The following is a 15,725-nucleotide window of genomic DNA, read 5'->3' as shown; positions in this document are numbered from 1 at the left end:
GTATTTTCGGTTTAAATTCGAATTTCCTACAGCTTAATTAGCGTGTTACCCACCACTTTGCACGAAAATTCTCTAAAGCTTCGTTCATTATTTGCAGCATCTTCAGCCTAAAAGCCAGGACAGCCCATGACCCCCCGAAGCCATTGCCAAGCCCTCGACGCCCAGGACCCGCTGGCGCCGCTGCGTCGTCAGTTCGCCTTGCCGGAGGGCGTGATCTATCTCGACGGTAACTCTCTCGGCGCGCGCCCGGTGGCGGCCTTGGCGCGGGCGCAGGCGGTGATTGCCGAAGAGTGGGGCAATGGCCTGATTCGCAGCTGGAACAGCGCCGGCTGGGCGGATTTGTCCCAGCGCCTGGGCAATCGCCTGGCACCGCTGATCGGCGCGCGCGACGGTGAGGTGGTGATCACCGATACCACCTCGATCAACCTGTTCAAGGTGCTCAGCGCCGCGTTGACCGTGCAGCGTCAACGCGCGCCTGCGCGCAAGGTGATCGTCAGCGAGGCGAGCAACTTTCCGACCGACCTGTATATCGCCGAGGGTCTGGCCGAGCTGCTGCAACAGGGCTATTCCCTGCGCCTGGTGAACAGCCCGGACGAATTGCCCCAGGCCATCGACCAGGACGTGGCGGTGGTGATGCTCACCCACGTCAACTACAAGACCGGCTACATGTACGACATGCAGGCGCTGACCGCCCTGAGCCACGAGTGCGGCGCGCTGAGCCTCTGGGACCTGGCCCATTCGGCGGGCGCGGTGCCCATCGACCTGCATCAGGCCGGTGCCGATTATGCGATTGGCTGCACCTACAAATACCTCAACGGCGGCCCGGGCTCCCAGGCATTCGTGTGGGTCAACCCGGCGTTGGTGGATGTGGTGCGGCAGCCGTTGTCGGGCTGGTTCGGGCATACCCGGCAGTTCGCCATGGAGTCCACCTATGCGCCGAGTGCTGGCATCGCCCGCTACCTGTGTGGCACCCAGCCGATCACCTCGCTGGCGATGGTGGAGTGTGGGCTGGAGATTTTCGAACAGACCGATATGGCCAGCCTGCGCAGCAAGTCCCTGGCGTTGACCGACCTGTTTATCGCGTTGGTGGAGGCCCGTTGTGCTGCCCATGAGCTGGTACTGATCACCCCGCGTGAGCACGCCCGGCGTGGCAGTCATGTGAGCTTCGAGCACCCTGAAGGCTATGCGGTGATCCAGGCGTTGATCGCCCGTGGTGTGATCGGTGACTACCGCGAGCCGCGCATCATGCGCTTTGGGTTTACGCCGTTGTACACAAGCTTTACCGAGGTGTGGGATGCCGTGGAAATCCTCGGTGAAATCCTCGACAACCGCACCTGGGACCAACCGCAATTCAAAGTCCGCCACAGCGTCACCTGAAGATAACGCAGATCAAAATGTGGGAGGGGGGCTTGCCCCCGATAGCGGTGGATCAGCAAACATCTAAGTGACTGACACACCGTCATCGGGGGCAAGCCCCCTCCCACAGGGGATCTGTGACAACAGTTAGACCGTGCAACGCCGTCGGCTATGCCGGCCCCAGCGTACGGGTGAGCTACGCCATCGGGGCGTTGATCACCTTGCTGCTGATGGGCGCGGTGATGATCACCACCTATTTCACCGAGGCGTTCAAGGTGACGTTGGTATTTGGCGTGCCGTTCCTGCTGATCCTGTCGGCGGTGTATTACGGGTTTTTCCGCAAGGGCAGGGCCAAGGCGTCGAACAGGGCCCTGGCGTAACCTGGCAGGTGGTCGAACGAGCGCGCGCATAACAGCAGTGTTCGACAGGCCCAATCTTCTCGCAACGGTTGGGCCTTGAAGCGCTGTTCCAACGGCCAACGGGCCAGCGCCGCCTGGGGCACGATCCCCAGGCCAGCGCCGCGTGCAACCATGCGCATCACCCCGTCAAAGCCCTCGGCACGGATGCGCGTTTGCAAGCGAAACCCCGCGTGCAACGCCTGTTCTTCCAGGTACACCGCCAGCGCGCTGTGGGCGGCCAGGCCCACATAGTCGTAATGCAGGCTGTCGATAAAACTCACCGTACTGGCTGCCGTCAACGGATGCTCCAGCGGCATGATCAGCACCAGTGGATCGTCGCGAAACGCGAGGGTCTGCAAGCCGTGGGCGTCCACGGCGTCGGAGATGATCCCCAGGTCCGCCGTGCCCTGGCGCAAGGCCTGGGTGATGCGCAGGCTTGGCAGTTCCTGCAGGTCGATATCGAGGTTGGGGTGTTCGCGCAGAAAGTCCGCGAGCAGTTCCGGCAGGTATTCGCTGAGCGCGGTGGTGTTGCACAGCAGGCGCACCTGGCCTTTGACGCCGTTGGCGTATTCCGCGAGGTCCTGTTGCAGGTGCTCGGCCTGTTGCAGTAGCAGGCGGGCGTGACGGGCCAAGGCTTTTCCCGCAGGCGTAGGGGTGACGCCTCGACGCCCACGGTCGAGAAACTCGATGCCCAACGAGGCCTCCATCGCCCGGATGCGCGCGCTGGCGGCGGCCAGGGATAAATGACTGCGGGCCGCGCCGGCGGTGATATTGCCGGTGTCGAGGACGTGCAGGTAGAGGCGCAGGTCGATCAGGTCAAAGTGCATGGCTGATTGCTCGGGTGATAGGACTGGCCTCATCGGGAGCAAGTCGACTCCTCGCACCGCCCCTCCCTCATTTGAAATGCAGCCCAAGTGTGGGAGGGAGCTTGCTCCCGATGAGGCCTCAGCCTCATGCAAAACAAGAGGCTGCCTCAGTATATGGCGAATTTCCGAGCTTATCGAAAAGTCGCACAATCGGCCCATGAATACCCTCCTCGCGTTTTACCAAAACCTCGGCCCCGCCCTTACCTTGCTGGTGATCGGCACCTTCCTGCTGGCTGGCACCGTCAAGGGCGTGATCGGTCTCGGCCTGCCCACCGTGGCCATGGGCATGCTCGGCCTGGCTATGTTGCCGGCGCAGGCTGCGGCGTTGCTGATCATCCCTTCGACCGTCACCAACCTGTGGCAATTGGCATGCGGCGGGCACCTGAGTGCTTTGCTCAAGCGCCTGTGGCCGATGTTGCTGCTGATTTTCCTCGGTACCGGGCTGGGCACGGTGTGGCTGGGAATGGACGGCGGGCAATGGGTGGTGCGCGCGTTGGGCGCGGCGTTGCTGGCGTATGCACTGAGCGGACTGTTCCTGCCCACGTTCAAGGTCAACGCTCCAACCGAGCGCTGGCTGGGCCCGCTGTGTGGGCTGGTCACCGGCGTGATCACCTCGGCGACCGGCGTATTCGTGATCCCTGCGGTGCCGTACCTGCAAGCGTTGGGGTTGAATCGCGATCAGTTGGTGCAGGCGTTGGGGCTGTCGTTCAGCGTGTCGACCCTCGCGTTGGCCGCGGGATTGGCCTGGCGTGGCACCTTGGGCGGTGGAGAAGTCAGTGCCTCGTTGCTGGCGCTGGCGCCGGCGCTGCTGGGTATGTGGCTGGGCCAGGTGGTGCGCCAGCGCATCAGTGCGCTGTTGTTCAAACGCGTGTTTTTTATCGGTATGGCCTTGTTGGGCGGGCATCTGCTGATCAGCGGTTAACAATGATTGAGGTATTCGTGATTTCTGGTCAAAAGTATTTTGCTCAGTGGTGGCTTATTCCAAGGGGCCGAGGCCGATAGTCTGCGTCCAGACATTTTCAACCTTCTGGACGCTTCCCATGAAAAAAGTACTCCTGCTCAATGGCGGCAAAAAGTTCGCCCACTCCGATGGCCGCTACAACACCACCCTGCATGACACCGCCTTGGCGGTGTTGGACCGAGGCGGTATCGACGTCAAAGTCACCCATATCGATGCCGGCTACGACGTGGCCGAAGAGGTCGCCAAATTCCTCTGGGCCGACGTGATCATTTACCAGATGCCTGGCTGGTGGATGGGCGCGCCGTGGATCGTCAAGAAGTACATCGACGAAGTCTTCACCGAAGGCCACGGTAGCCTGTACGCCAGCGATGGTCGCACCCGCTCCGACGCCTCGCAGAAATACGGCAGCGGTGGCCTCATCCAGGGCAAGCAGTACATGCTGTCGCTGACCTGGAACGCCCCGCAGCAAGCCTTTGACGACCCGACTGACTTCTTCGAAGCCAAGGGCGTGGACGCGGTGTACTTCCCGTTCCACAAAGCCAACGAGTTCCTCGGCATGACCGGGCTGCCGACCTTCCTCTGCGTGGACGTGATGAAACGCCCGGCCATCGAAGCCGATGTGGCGCGCTACGAGCAGCATCTGGCGCAGGTGTTCAACCTCCCGGTGTAAGCTGCGCTGAACCGATAATGAGGACCGCCTGTGAAAGCCCGATCCGATGAGCTACAGATCTTCGTCAGCGTGATTGAGTGCGGCTCGATTTCCGCGGCGGCGGAACAGGTCGGGCAGACGCCGTCAGCGGTCAGCCGCACGCTGTCGCGCCTGGAAGCCAAGCTTGAGACCACGCTGATCAACCGCACCACGCGGCGCATGGACCTGACCGAGGAGGGCAAGTACTTCTTCGAGCAGGCCAAGCTGATCCTGGCGCAGATGGACGAGCTGGAGGAGCGCCTGTCGTCCCGCCAGAAAAATCCGGCCGGGCGCCTGCGTATCAACGCCGCCGTGCCGTTCATGCTGCATGGGATCGTGCCGTACATCGCTGAGTTTCGCAGCCTGTACCCGGACATCCAGCTGGAGCTGAACAGCGATGATTTGATCATCGACCTGCTGGAGCAAAGCACCGACATCGCCATTCGCATTGGCGCCCTGGCCGACTCCACCCTGCATGCGCGCTCCCTCGGCTGGTCGCCGCTGCATATCCTCGCCAGCCCCGCCTACCTCAAGCAGCATGGTGCGCCGACGACGGTCGCCGAACTGGCCGACCACACCTTGCTCGGCTTCACCCAGACCGAAACCCTCAACCATTGGCCCCTGCGCCATGTGGAAGGTGACCGCTGGCTGATCCAGCCCGGCATTGCGGCGTCCAGCGGTGAAACCTTGCGGCAGCTGGCGCTGGAAGGACAGGGCATTTGCTGCCTGTCCAACTTCATGACCGTCGACGACATCAATGCCGGGCGCCTGGTGCCGGTGCTGGAGTCGTTCAACAGTGGCTATCGCCAGCCGATCCATGCGGTGTTCTACCGCAATTCGCAGTTGGCCTTACGCATCCAGTGCTTCCTGGACTTCATCCAAGCCAAGCTGGCGCGGTATGCCTGCTGATTCGTGACCGTCACGCAAGAGTGAATTGGGCGGTGCGGGCTTATTCGGCAGGGATGAGTCCGTAACAATGGACCCATCACTTACCCCGTCAGGAGCACTCTCCATGAACGTATTCATTACCGGCGCAGCCGGTTTTATCGGCGGTTCCATCGCCACTGGCCTGGTCAAGGCCGGCCACACGGTTACCGGTCTGGTACGCAGCGCCGGGCAAGCGGCTGAAATGACCGCCCTGGGCATCAACCCGGTGATCGGTACCCTCGATGACGCCGCCGTATTGACCGCGCAGGCGCACAAAGCCGATGCGGTGATCAATGCCGCGAGCAGCGACCACCGTGCCGCGGTGGAAACCCTGCTGGCTGCGCTGAAAGGCTCGAACAAGCCATTCCTGCATACCAGCGGTTCGAGCATTGTGGGCGATGCGTCGGGCGGCAAGGCCAGTGATGTCATCTATTTCGAAGACAACCTGCCGGAGCCGACCGTCGACAAGGCTGCACGCGTGGCCATCGACAACCTGGTCCTGGCGGCTGCCCGCGACGGCGTGAATTCGGCCGTGATCTGCAACACCCTGATCTACGGCCACAGCCTGGGCGTGAAGCGTGACAGTGTGCAATTGCCGCGCTTGCTCAAGCAGGCGCGCAAGAGTGGGGTGGTGCGCCATGTGGGGACGGGGCAAAACATTTGGTCCAACGTGCACATTGAAGACGTGGTGGCGCTGTACCTGCTGGCGCTGACGAAGAATGTGCCGGGGACGTTCTACTTTGTGGAAAGCGGCGAGGCCTCGTTTATCGACATGACCACCGCGATCGCCCAAGCCCTGAACCTGGGTAAGCCGCAGGATTGGCCACTGGCCGAGGCTGAAGCCGAATGGGGCTATGAAATGGCCAACTATGGCCTGGGCTCCAACAGCCGCGTGCGCGGCAAGCATGCCCGCGAGTTGCTGGGCTGGGCACCGAAGCGCACGTCGGTGGTGGAGTGGATTCGCCACGAGATGGTCTGAGTTTTCTGCCATTGACTGATGGCAAGCGGGCTTGTTGTGGCCGCGGGCTTACTGTGGCAGCAGGCTTGTTGTGGCAGCAGGCTTACTGTGGCAGTGGGCTTGTTGTGGCGAGCGGGCAAGCCCTAATGCCGTTCAGTTAAGCGTACATCGCCTTCTGTAGGAGCGAGCTTGCTCGCGAAAAACGTCAACGATAACGCGTGTTTCCTGAGTGAACGCGGCGCCTGTGAGTTCTTCGCGAGCAAGCTCGCTCCTACAAAAAAGCCTTAACTGAACGGCATTAGGCTTGCCCCGCGTTGGGCTGCGCAGCAGCCCCAAAACCATTCACCGCATTTCTGTCTGGATGTACAGGGGCTGCTTCGCAGCCCAACGCGGGGCAAGCCCGCTCGCCACAACAAGCCCGCTCGCCACAGTGACAGTGTTGCTCCTTAACTGACTGGCATTGCAACAAGCCCACTTAACGCAGGGAGTTGCCTGCCTTAAAAATCTGGTCCCGTCGCGCTCAATTCCGTACCATTCCCCGCCTTATCTCCCGCAATGCCCTGGTACCTCATGAACCTCACCCGACTGCGCGCCGATGCACTGGCCGGCCTCACCACGTCTTTCGCGTTGCTGCCCGAATGCATCGCCTTTGCCTTGGTGGCTCACCTCAACCCGCTGATGGGACTCTACGGCGCTTTCATCATCTGCACCCTCACCGCGTTGTTCGGCGGCCGGCCGGGCATGGTCTCCGGGGCGGCGGGGTCGATGGCGGTGGTGATCGTCGCGCTGGTGGTGCAACACGGCGTGGAGTATTTGCTGGCGACGGTGTTGTTGGGCGGGCTGATCATGGTTGCGTTCGGCCTGCTACGCCTGGGCAAACTGGTGCGCATGGTGCCCTACCCGGTGATGTTGGGGTTCGTCAACGGTTTGGCGATCATCATTGCCTTGGCGCAACTGGAGCATTTCAAGAGCGGTGAACGCTGGCTCAGCGGCACGCCGCTGTATGTGATGACCGGCCTGGTGCTGGTGACCATGGCCATCGTCTACCTGCTGCCGCGCGTCACCCGTGCCGTGCCGCCTGCGCTGGTGGCGATTCTTGGCGTGGGCCTGGCGGTGTACCTGCTGGGCTTGCCAACACGCACGCTGGGCGACATGGCCCACATCGCCGGTGGCCTGCCCACCTTCGCGCTGCCGCAGATACCCTGGTCGCTGGACACCCTCGGCATCATCGCGCCTTACGCGTTCCTGATGGCCATGGTCGGCCTGCTGGAAACCCTGCTGACCCTCAACCTTACCGACGAAATCACCGAGACCCGTGGCTACCCGGACCGCGAAAGCGTGGCCCTGGGCGCGGCGAATATGGTCTCGGGCCTGTTCGGCGGCATGGGCGGTTGCGCGATGATCGGGCAAACCGTGATCAACCTCAGTTCCGGCGGGCGCGGGCGTTTCTCCGGCGTGTTTGCCGGGGTAATGATCCTGTTGTTCATTCTGTTTCTGTCACCGCTGATTGAACGCATCCCGCTGGCGGCGCTGGTGGGCGTGATGTTCGTGGTGTCGCAGCAGACCTTTGCCTGGGCGTCGCTGCGGGTGATCAACAAGGTGCCGCTCAATGATGTGCTGGTGATTCTCGCGGTGACCGTGATCACCGTGTTCACCGACCTGGCCACGGCGGTGCTCTGCGGCATTCTGATCGCAGCGCTGAACTTCGCCTGGCAACAGGCGCGGGAGTTGTATGCGGATGAACACCTGGAAAACGACGGCAGCAAGCTCTACCGCCTGCATGGCACGTTGTTCTTTGCCTCGACCACGCCGTTCCTGAACCAGTTCGACCCCGCCAACGACCCGGCGCACGTGACCCTGGATTGCCGCCACCTGAGCGTTGTCGACTACTCGGCGATTGCCGCGCTGATGACCCTGCGCGAGCGCTACAGCAAGGCCGGCAAGCATCTGCGGGTGCTGCATTTGTCCGAGCGCTGCAAGAAGCTGCTCAAGCGTGCCAGGGTTCACCACGATTGATCACACACACCTGTAGGAGCGAGCTTGCTCGCGAAAAACGTCAACGATAACGCGTGTTTCCTGAATCAACGCGGCGCCTGTGAGTTTTTCGCGAGCAAGCTCGCTCCTACAGAGGTCGGGTGTGTATTACGGCCCGACCAGGTCTTCCAATTCCTGGGCGCGGGTCTGGGTCATGTCCAGCACACAGCCGGAGCCATTGACCTGGTCAATGGTGCCGCCAGTGGCGCTGCCCGCAAAGGCGCAATTGGCGTCGCGGTATTTGATCCACAGGCGCTGCACGTCCTGCAATTGTTGCTTACGCGCGCCTTCCTGGGCGGCGAGGGCGGTCTTGTAGGCGCGGTTCAGGCGCTCATCCTGCACCTTGGCTTCCTTGGCGTTGCAATTGACCATGTCTGCGGTCGTATTGGCGCTGTCCATGCATTTCTTCAGTGCGGCGTTGTCGGCGGCTGAAGCGCTGCCGCACAGGGCGAGAAGCACGGCGCTGGCGGCGAGTGAGGTGCGAATCATGGTCGGTTCCTGGGCATGAGTGAGTGCGCATTCTATGACTCGATGGCGCTCGGTGAGTTTCCGGCGTTGTCTGATCTTCATGTAAGAACACCCCCCGAATTTTCATGCACTGGCGCTGGGCATGTCCCAATGCGACGGCGCTTATCCCTGCGCGAAAATTACTTTCATAAAAATTGAAAGTCAGTCCCGGTAATGATTTATGAGTTTCACAACCTATTCGACGTGACCCTTTCCGAGGAGTACCGCATGGCCGCATCACCGGGCTTCGGGCTATTGGCATACGCTGCCATCGCCATCATTGCTTTGATCGTGCTGATAGCACGCTACCGACTCAACCCGTTTATCGTCATCACCCTGGTGTCCATCGGCCTGGCACTGATGGCCGGGATGCCGGCGGATACCATCATGGGGTCCTACGAAGCGGGCGTCGGCAAGACCCTGGGGCATATCGCCCTGGTGGTGGCGCTGGGCACCATGCTCGGCAAGATGATGGCCGAGTCCGGCGGCGCCGAGCAGGTGGCGCGTACGCTGATCAACCGGTTCGGCGAGCGCAATGCGCACTGGGCGATGGTGTGCATTGCCTTCCTGGTGGGGCTGCCCTTGTTTTTCGAGGTCGGTTTTGTGTTGCTGGTGCCGATCGCCTTTACCGTGGCGCGGCGCGTCGGGGTGTCGATCCTGATGGTCGGCTTGCCCATGGTGGCCGGCTTGTCGGTGGTGCATGCGCTGGTGCCGCCGCACCCGGCGGCGATGATGGCGGTGCTGGCGTATAACGCATCGGTCGGGCAGACCGTGCTCTATGCGATCCTGATCGGTATCCCGACGGCGATCATCGCCGGCCCGCTGTACGCCAGGTTCATCGTGCCGCGCATCCACTTACCGGCGGAAAACCCGTTGGAACGCCAGTTTATCGACCGCGAACCGCGCACTCGCTTGCCGAGCTTCGCCCTGACCATGGGCACCATCCTGTTGCCGGTGGTGCTGATGATGATCGGCGGCTGGGCCAACCTGCTGTCCACGCCGGGCACTGCGTTCAACCAGTTCCTGTTGTTTATCGGCAACTCGGTGATCGCCCTGTTGGTGGCGACCCTGGTGAGTTTCTGGACCCTGGGCCTGGCGCAGGGCTTCAACCGCGAGTCGATTCTCAAGTTCACCAATGAATGCCTGGCGCCGACCGCCAGCATCACCTTGCTGGTGGGTGCCGGTGGTGGTTTGAACCGCATCCTGGTGGATGCCGGCGTCACCCATGAGATCCTCGGCCTGGCCAATGCCTTTAACTTGTCGCCGCTGCTGATGGGCTGGTTGTTCGCCGCGCTGATGCGGGTTGCCACGGGCTCGGCCACGGTGGCCATGACCACGGCGTCGGGTGTGGTGGCACCGGTCGCCCTGGGCCTGGGTTATCCACACCCGGAATTGCTGGTGCTGGCCACAGGTGCTGGCTCGGTGATCTTTTCCCACGTCAACGACGGCGGCTTCTGGCTGATCAAGGAATACTTCAATATGACGGTAATCCAGACCTTCAAGACCTGGACCGTGCTGGAGACCCTGATTTCAGTGGTCGCCTTCGGTCTGACGTACGGCCTGTCCTGTATTTTGTAACCCGGAGCCCCCATGGACATCCTCTATCAGATCCGCGCCCGCCAGGCCTCCTTCAGCGCCGGCGAAGGCCGTATCGCCAAGCTGATGCTGGATGACGTGGGCTTCGCTGCATCGGCCAGCCTGGAAGCGTTGTCCCAACGGGCCGAGGTCAGCACCGCGACCCTGTCACGGTTTGCCCGCAGTGTCGGCTGTCGGGACTTGCGCGACCTGCGCTTGCAATTGGCCCAGGCCAGCGGTGTCGGCAGCCGCTTCCTGGACCCGGCGGGCTTGCCGGAACAGTCGGCGTTTCACCGCCAGATCCTCGGCGATATCGAGGCGACGTTGCGCCAGCACTTGTCGGGGTTCAATCAAGCCAGCTTTGTCGATGCGGTCAACCTGCTGGGCAAGGTGCGGATGATCCACGCCTTCGGCATGGGCGGCCCCTCAAGCCTGTGCAGCGAGGAGTTGCAGGTACGGTTGGTACGCCTGGGGTATCCGATTGCCACGTGCCATGACCCGGTGATGATGCGCGTCACGGCGGCAACATTGGGGGCCGAACATGCGCTGATCGTCTGTTCGCTCACTGGCCTGACCCCCGAATTGCTCGACGTGGTGACGCTGGCGCGCAGCTACGACGCGCGCATCATCGCCATCACCCTGGCGGATTCACCGTTGGCGCAGTTGGCCGATGTGTTGCTGCCGCTGCAACCGGCCGAAACCAGCTTCATCTACAAACCCACGGCGGCGCGCTACGGCATGCTGTTGGCCATCGACCTGCTCGCCACCGAGCTGGCACTGGCCATGCCGGACGACAACCAGGAGCGCCTGCGCCGCATCAAGCTGGCCCTGGACGATTACCGCGGCGGCCCTGACAGCCTGCCGCTTGGAGACTGATATGAAGTACGACACGCTGATTCGCCAGGCGTTGATCATCGATGGCAGCAACACCCCTGGCTACGTTGCGGATGTGGGGATGCGCGACGGGCGTATTGCGGCGATTGGCGATTTGTCAGCGGCCCATGGCGAGCATGAATTCGATGCCGCCGGCCGCGTATTGGCACCGGGCTTTATTGACGTACACACTCACGATGACACGGTGGTGATCCGTCATCCGCAGATGTTGCCCAAGCTGAGCCAGGGGGTGACCACGGTGATCGTCGGTAACTGTGGGATCAGTGCTTCTCCGGTCAGTTTGCGCGGTGATCCGCCGGACCCGATGAACCTGCTGGGGCAGCGCGAGGCGTTCGCCTATCCGCGTTTCAGCGATTACCGCCGCGCAGTGGAAAACGCCCATCCGGCGGTCAACGTGGCAGCGCTGATCGGTCATACGGCACTGCGCAGCAACCACATGGATGATCTGCATCGCACCGCCACTGCTGGTGAAATCGCCGCGATGCGTGTGCAGTTGAAGGACAGTCTCGACGCCGGTGCACTGGGGTTATCCACCGGCCTGGCCTATGCCAGCGCGTTCAATGCCGAGACCGATGAAGTGCTGCAACTGAGTGAAGAACTGACGGCCTACGGTGCGGTATACACCACCCATCTGCGCAGCGAATTCGAACCGGTGCTGGAGGCGATGGACGAGGCTTTTCTGATCGGCCGGCATGCACGGATACCGGTGATTATTTCCCACCTCAAATGTGCAGGAGCCGGGAACTGGGGACGTAGTCCACAGCTGTTGGCAGCGTTGGAGTCGGCGGCGAAAACCCACCCGGTGGCGTGTGATTGTTATCCCTATGCGGCGAGTTCATCGACCCTGGATCTCAAGCAGGTGACCGATGCGTTCCGTATCACGATTACCTGGTCGACGCCGCACCCTGGCATGGGCGGGCGTGACTTGCAGGACATTGCGGGTGAGTGGGGCGTCTCGCTGATGGACGCGGCGCGGCGCCTGCAACCGGCCGGCGCGGTGTATTACGGCATGGATGAGGCGGATGTGCGGCGGATCCTGGCGCACCCGTTGTCGATGGTCGGCTCGGATGGTTTGCCTGAAGATCCGTTCCCGCATCCGCGTTTGTGGGGCGCATTCCCACGGGTGTTGGGACATTTCAGCCGCGATGTCGGCCTGTTCCCGCTGCACACGGCGGTACATAAAATGACCGGGTTGTCGGCGGCGCGATTTGGCTTGTCCGAACGGGGTGAAATACGTGAAGGGCATTGGGCCGACCTGGTGTTGTTCGACCCGCTGCGCATACGCGATGTGGCGGACTTCAAGCAACCGCAACGCGCCGCCGAGGGCATTGACGGTGTGTGGGTCAATGGCGTGTTGAGCTACCGCGAGGGGCAGGCGAATGGTCAGCGACCGGGCCGCTTTTTGGCGCGCAGCGGGGATTTGCGGGGTGGGTTTTCGACTCTATAGTGGGCGCTCTTATACACGGAGCGGTTGCCATGCACTTAGGAAAAGTCATTCCCATCCTGCGGATTTTCGATGAGGCCAAGGCGTTAGGATTCTATGTCGATTTCCTCGGGTTCAAGGTCGACTGGCAGCATCGCTTCGAGGCGAATTTTCCGTTGTACCTGCAGGTGTCATTGGGCGAGTGTGTGCTGCATTTGTCCGAGCATCATGGCGATGCTTCGCCGGGCGCGGCGGTGCGGATTCAGGCGCAAGGGGTGGACGCGTACCAGCAGCAGTTGGTGGGCAAGGGCTACCGGTATGCCAAGCCTGGGGTGGAGCAAACGCCTTGGGGCTCGCGGGAGATGAGCATCAAGGATCCGTTTGGGAATCGGCTGGTGTTTGTTGAGGAAGGCGAGGGCTGAGAGGCAAATCGCAGGTAATAAAAAACCGCCTTGGTAGGCGGTTTTTTTTGCAATCCCAGTTTGCGGCTGGGGTTGCTGTCTCACAGGAGCACTGACGTGTTGGAGATACTACTGCTGCTTTAAGGTTTTATACAAGGGCTGACGATAACTGGTTTTGTTGGTTTTTAATTGCAAAGAACAGCAACAACTTTTGAGGGTGATCAACTGTTACTTGCAACACCTTGGCGTAGGTGGCTGAGCTAGCATCACCCCCGTTCTGCGTTCATCGTGAGGAAGGTTGGCTGGGTTCGCGCGCAAATTTTGGACCGACTGCCACGGGCTTGCAATCCGTGCCGGATTAATGCGGGAGGACCATCAACCCAGCCGCCTCACAGGAGCACTGACGTGCATCCAAAGGCTCACGTGTTCCGGTAAGTGTGCTGGAGGTAAGGCCCAACTCACGGAGGGCCGAGTATGTCTAGGTTTGCACGACGTACATGGAACCTCGTAGTGAATGCCGTACGTGTTTATCACGTGTGGACATTCCTGCGGGACAGCTTCGATGACCTGTAAGGTCTGAGAAGTGGAGCCGCTTCGGTTAATACCGAAGCGGCTTTTTGGTTTCTTACACCCGGAAGTGGCTGACCATCTGCTGCAACTGGCTACCCAGGCGCGCCAGTTCCACACTCGACTTGGCCGTTTCTTCGCTCGCGGTGGCGGTCTGTTCCGACACATCACGCACATTGACGATACTGCGGCTGATCTCTTCGGCCACGGCGCTTTGCTGTTCGGCGGCGGCGGCGATCTGCTGGTTCATCGACTGGATGTTCGACACCGTCCGGGTGATGTTCTCCAGCGACACACCGGCCTTGCGGGTCAGTTCGACGCTGCTGTCGGTGAGGCTGCGGCTGTTGTTCATCACGTTGGCCACTTGCTGGGTGCCGTTCTGCAAACCGGCCACCAGGCCTTCGATTTCCTCGGTGGATTTCTGTGTGCGCTGGGCCAGGCCACGTACTTCGTCGGCGACCACGGCAAACCCGCGACCGGCTTCACCGGCACGCGCCGCTTCAATCGCCGCGTTGAGGGCCAGCAGGTTGGTTTGCTCGGCCACGGCCTTGATCACGTCCATCACGCTGCCGATTTTGTTGCTCTCTTGTTGCAGGTGCGCCATGGCGTCGGTGGAGCGCGCCACTTCGGCTGCCAGGCGTTCGATCTGGGCGATGGCCTCGGCCACCACTTTGTCGCCTGCACGGGCCTGGCCATCGGCATCGGCTGCGGCCAGGGAGGCTTGTTCGGCGTTGCGTGCAACTTCCTGCACGGTGGCGGTCATTTCGTGCATCGCCGTGGCGACCTGATCGGTCTCGATCTTCTGGCTGTTCACACCGGCACTGGTCTGCTCGGTGACGGCCGATAACTCTTCGGCGGCGCTGGCGATCTGGGTTACGCCGTCGCGAATGCCGCTGATCAGCTCACGCAGGGTCGTGCCCATGCGCTGGATGCCTTGTTGCAATACGCCCAGTTCATCGCGGCGGGTGACCTGGATATTGTGGCTCAGGTCGCCGGAAGCAATGCGTTCCACCACGGCCAGGGTTTCCTGGATCGGGCGGGTGATCTGGCGGGTGATAACCAGGGCGGCGATGATGCCCACCAGCAGGGCGAGCAAGGTGCTGATCAATTGCAGGCTGCGGGCCTGGGCGCTTTCAGCGTCACGACGAGCCAGCTGGATGTCGTAGAGCTTGTCGCTGATGGTGACGATATCGGCACCTTGGGTGGTCATTTCAGCGCGTGCCGAGACGATATTGGCATTGGCTGCCTTGTAGTTCTGCACGGCGCTGCGATAGGCACCGAGGGCGCTTTCCAGTGCGCTGAGCGCACTCTGTTGGCTGGTACCGAACGCTGCGCCAAGGCCCTTGAGGCCGCTGATGGCTTTTTCGATTTGTGCCGCTGCGCGGGCTTCGGTATCGGCGTTGACGTTACCGGTATAGCCGCGCACTTCGTAGCGGGCCAACTGGAACTCTTGCTTGGCATGGGTCACGGCCTGGAACTGAGTGAAACGTTCCGGGCTTTCGGGCATCTGTTGCACGTTGGTGTCCAGTGCGTCGATCTGTGCGTTAGCTATATCGGCCTTATCGCCCATTACCTGGCGTGCGGCGTTGCCGTTGCGGTAGGCCTCGCGCATCTTGTTCAGGGACTGCTGATATGCCGTGATGATAGCCTTTTGCTCATTGAGCAGCTTGACGTTCTCCGGGCTCTTGAAGCTGTCCAGGAGCTTTTGCTGCTGGGCGGCGAACGCGTCCAGGCTGGTCTGTACGTTTTGTGCAACGGCTTCATCGCCGTTGGCCAGCATGTATTGCAGGCGCACGATGCGCAGCTTGGTCAGGGAGGCGTTGAGCTGGGTGATATCGCTCATCCAGTTGCTACGGTCGATCAGGCTGCCCAGGCTGGTCCAGCCGGTCAGCGCCAGGATCGAGGTGAGGACAAGCACCAGGCCGAAGCCCAGGCCCAGTTTGAGGTTGACGCTGATGTTACCGAACCAGCTGTTCATCTAATGCTCCGCAAAGTTGATGTCTGTCTGCTGGACGGTGTTGTTGTTTGAGCCAGCCAAGGTGTTCAGGCCATATCGGCGGGGGGGCGGGAAACTGAAACGATTAATTTGCAAACCGACGCGTGGAGCCCGGTATAACCGAGCGCCGGCCCCAGGCAGGCATGACGGCGGCTCTCATCCCGCACTCATTTT

12 protein-coding genes and 4 pseudogenes are annotated in these 15,725 nt (G+C 61.6%); 12 read left to right on the top strand and 4 right to left on the bottom strand.

Features of this window, described 5'->3' with window-relative positions; all coding sequences use genetic code 11:
• Positions 1-126 precede the first annotated feature (126 nt).
• From kynU to AB7933_RS28565, 3 genes and pseudogenes are all read left to right on the top strand, one after another.
• Positions 127-1,377 carry a kynureninase gene (gene kynU, locus AB7933_RS28575; protein ID WP_024077388.1) on the top strand — a complete coding sequence of 417 codons (1,251 nt, stop codon included), beginning with the start codon at positions 127-129 and terminating at the stop codon, positions 1,375-1,377.
• A 140-nt stretch (positions 1,378-1,517) separates the two neighbouring features.
• Positions 1,518-1,598, top strand: a pseudogene (locus AB7933_RS28570) (hypothetical protein); the annotation flags it as partial.
• Positions 1,575-1,736: pseudogene (locus AB7933_RS28565) on the top strand (amino acid permease); the annotation flags it as partial. The pseudogenes AB7933_RS28570 and AB7933_RS28565, both read left to right, overlap by 24 nt.
• Here the strand turns inward: AB7933_RS28565 and AB7933_RS28560 are convergent.
• A complete protein-coding gene (locus AB7933_RS28560) occupies positions 1,682-2,581 on the bottom strand; it encodes a LysR substrate-binding domain-containing protein (protein WP_024077386.1) in 900 nt (299 codons plus the stop codon). The pseudogene AB7933_RS28565 and the gene AB7933_RS28560 overlap by 55 nt on opposite strands.
• A gap of 196 nt (positions 2,582-2,777) precedes the next feature.
• On the opposite strand from AB7933_RS28560, the gene AB7933_RS28555 reads away from it, so the two are divergent.
• From AB7933_RS28555 to AB7933_RS28535, 5 genes are all read left to right on the top strand, one after another.
• Positions 2,778-3,542, top strand: coding sequence for a sulfite exporter TauE/SafE family protein (locus AB7933_RS28555; protein WP_024077385.1), 765 nt, complete (start codon positions 2,778-2,780; stop codon positions 3,540-3,542).
• 118 nt (positions 3,543-3,660) lie between these two features.
• The gene (locus AB7933_RS28550) at positions 3,661-4,251 is read left to right on the top strand and encodes an NAD(P)H-dependent oxidoreductase (RefSeq protein WP_024077384.1); all 591 of its coding nucleotides are present in this window, start codon (positions 3,661-3,663) and stop codon (positions 4,249-4,251) included.
• Between the two features lie 30 nt (positions 4,252-4,281).
• Positions 4,282-5,178, top strand: coding sequence for a LysR family transcriptional regulator (locus tag AB7933_RS28545; protein WP_024077383.1), 897 nt, complete (start codon positions 4,282-4,284; stop codon positions 5,176-5,178).
• Positions 5,179-5,281: 103 nt separating this feature from the next.
• On the top strand, positions 5,282-6,175 hold the full coding sequence (locus AB7933_RS28540; protein ID WP_041161024.1) for an NAD-dependent epimerase/dehydratase family protein: 894 nt from the start codon (positions 5,282-5,284) through the stop codon (positions 6,173-6,175).
• Positions 6,176-6,724: 549 nt separating this feature from the next.
• The gene (locus AB7933_RS28535) at positions 6,725-8,170 is read left to right on the top strand and encodes a SulP family inorganic anion transporter (RefSeq protein WP_024077381.1); all 1,446 of its coding nucleotides are present in this window, start codon (positions 6,725-6,727) and stop codon (positions 8,168-8,170) included.
• Positions 8,171-8,296: 126 nt separating this feature from the next.
• Here AB7933_RS28535 and AB7933_RS28530 read toward each other — a convergent pair whose 3' ends face one another.
• The gene (locus AB7933_RS28530; protein WP_024077380.1) at positions 8,297-8,677 is read right to left on the bottom strand and encodes a lysozyme inhibitor LprI family protein; all 381 of its coding nucleotides are present in this window, start codon (positions 8,675-8,677) and stop codon (positions 8,297-8,299) included.
• Between the two features lie 192 nt (positions 8,678-8,869).
• Here AB7933_RS28530 and AB7933_RS28525 point away from each other — a divergent pair, with 192 nt between their 5' ends.
• The 4 genes from AB7933_RS28525 to AB7933_RS28510 are packed head-to-tail and all read left to right on the top strand — an operon-like array spanning position 8,870 to position 13,009.
• A complete protein-coding gene (locus tag AB7933_RS28525) occupies positions 8,870-10,273 on the top strand; it encodes a gluconate:H+ symporter (RefSeq protein WP_024077379.1) in 1,404 nt (467 codons plus the stop codon).
• Positions 10,274-10,285: 12 nt separating this feature from the next.
• A complete protein-coding gene (locus AB7933_RS28520; RefSeq protein WP_024077378.1) occupies positions 10,286-11,146 on the top strand; it encodes a MurR/RpiR family transcriptional regulator in 861 nt (286 codons plus the stop codon).
• 1 nt (position 11,147) lies between these two features.
• Complete coding sequence (locus AB7933_RS28515) at positions 11,148-12,611, top strand: N-acyl-D-amino-acid deacylase family protein (protein ID WP_024077377.1); 1,464 nt, start codon at positions 11,148-11,150, stop codon at positions 12,609-12,611.
• 29 nt (positions 12,612-12,640) lie between these two features.
• Complete coding sequence (locus tag AB7933_RS28510) at positions 12,641-13,009, top strand: glyoxalase superfamily protein (protein ID WP_041161023.1); 369 nt, start codon at positions 12,641-12,643, stop codon at positions 13,007-13,009.
• A 604-nt stretch (positions 13,010-13,613) separates the two neighbouring features.
• Here AB7933_RS28510 and AB7933_RS28505 read toward each other — a convergent pair.
• A pseudogene (locus AB7933_RS28505) lies at positions 13,614-14,207 on the bottom strand (methyl-accepting chemotaxis protein); the annotation flags it as partial.
• Positions 14,208-14,468: 261 nt separating this feature from the next.
• Positions 14,469-15,533, bottom strand: a pseudogene (locus tag AB7933_RS28500) (methyl-accepting chemotaxis protein); the annotation flags it as partial.
• Between the last annotated feature and the right edge of the window lie 192 nt (positions 15,534-15,725).

Origin of the sequence: Pseudomonas gorinensis (assembly GCF_042015035.1) — a bacterium.
Classification (GTDB): Bacteria; Pseudomonadota; Gammaproteobacteria; order Pseudomonadales; family Pseudomonadaceae; genus Aquipseudomonas; species Aquipseudomonas gorinensis.
This window is presented reverse-complemented; position numbering and strand designations above follow the sequence as displayed.